This is a genomic window from Streptomyces sp. NPDC008121, from assembly GCF_042957155.1.
GTDB lineage: Bacteria > Actinomycetota > Actinomycetes > Streptomycetales > Streptomycetaceae > Streptomyces.
Window position 1 is genome coordinate 1 of record NZ_JBIBHT010000058.1, and the last position, 1,446, is coordinate 1,446.

A 1,446-nucleotide genomic window follows, 5' to 3' on the forward strand; every position below is an offset into this window, starting at 1 on the left:
AGAAGGCTTCCTAATGTTGTTGTCAAGCTGCGGTGGTTGCTGGGGGTGTGATCTCGTAGCACCGCCGGTCACGGATCAGGGCCCAGATGACGTTGATGCGTCGGCGTGCGAGGGCCAGGACGGCCTGGACGTGCTTCTTTCCTTCGGCGCGTTTGCGGTCGTAGAACTTTCGCGAGTTGGGGTCGAAGCGGACGCTGATCAGCGCGGAGGTGTAGGAAACGCGCTGCAGCTTGCGGTGGTAGGCGCGTGGCCGGTGAAGGTTGCCGCTGACCTTGCCCGAGTCTCGGGGTGCGGGGGCGACGCCAGCGAAGGCGGCCAGGGCGTCCGGGGAGTCGAAGGCGTCCAGGGTTCCGCCAGTGGCGGCGATGAACTCGGCTCCGAGGGTGGGGCCGATGCCGGGAACACTCAAAAGGATGTCGGCGAGTTCGTGCTCGCGAAACCGGCCCTCGATGAGCCTGTCTATCTCAGTGATTCGCTCGTTGAGGACCATCACCTCCTCGGCCAGGGTGTGGACGAGCTTGGCGATGGTTTTCTCTCCGGGGATGGCTGTGTGCTGGCGCTCGGCTGCCTCAGTCGCGGTTTCGGCGAGGGTCCTGGCGTTGCGGACGCCGCGGTTGGCCAGCCACTTGGTCAGGCGTGTGGTACCCGCCCGGCGGATCGCGGCCGGGGTCTGGTAGCCCGTCAGAAGGCGGAGCGGGCCCGTGTTGGTCACGTCCAGGGCCCGTTCCAAAGCCGGGAACATGCTCAGCAGGGTGCCGCGCAGCCGGTTCACGACGCGGGTGCGGTCTTCGACCAGGTCGCTGCGGCGTCCGGTCAGCAGTTTGAGTTCGATGGCGGCTTCGTCGCCAGGGCGGACGGGCCGCAGGTCGCGGCGCATCCGAGCCTGGTCGGCGATCACGTATGCGTCGCGTGCGTCGGTCTTCCCCTCGCCGCGGTAGCCGTCGGAGGCCCGGTTCACCAGCCGGCCGGGAATGTAGAGAACCTCTTGGCCGTGGTTGAGCAGGAGGGCCAGCAGCAGCGCGGGTTCTCCGCCGGTCATGTCGATGGCCCAGGTGACCTGGCCGCCGTCGGCCAGGGCCAGTACGTCATCGATCAGCCGTAATAGTTCAGGCTCGTCGTTGGCGACCCGCCGGGACAGCCGGCGTTTGCCGTCGGTGTCCAGTGCGATCCCGTGGTGGTGGGCCTTGCCGCAGTCGATCCCCGCCCATATCCGGCTCATCATGCTCCTGACGCCTGTGCTGGTGATGTTCGTACCACGGACGACCTCGCCGGCATTGCTCTACGCAGCGACACCATTCGCACTTCCTAATCGGCGGCCGAGTCGTCGTGGGACACCGGGCGGCCAAGCCTTGTAAGCCATCAGTGGCAGCCGCTTGATAGCCACACCCGGTGTCCCTGGGTGTCCCCACCCTACGAATGGGAGGACCAGCCCGAGCAAGAAGGTAG

The 1,446-nt window shown here is 66.7% G+C and carries 1 protein-coding gene; it reads right to left on the reverse strand.

The annotated features are described in order from the left end of the window. Positions 1 to 22 precede the first annotated feature (22 nt). On the reverse strand, positions 23 to 1,219 hold the full coding sequence (locus tag ACFZBD_RS35170; protein WP_391147796.1) for an IS110 family transposase: 1,197 nt from the start codon (positions 1,217 to 1,219) through the stop codon (positions 23 to 25). Positions 1,220 to 1,446 lie beyond the last annotated feature (227 nt).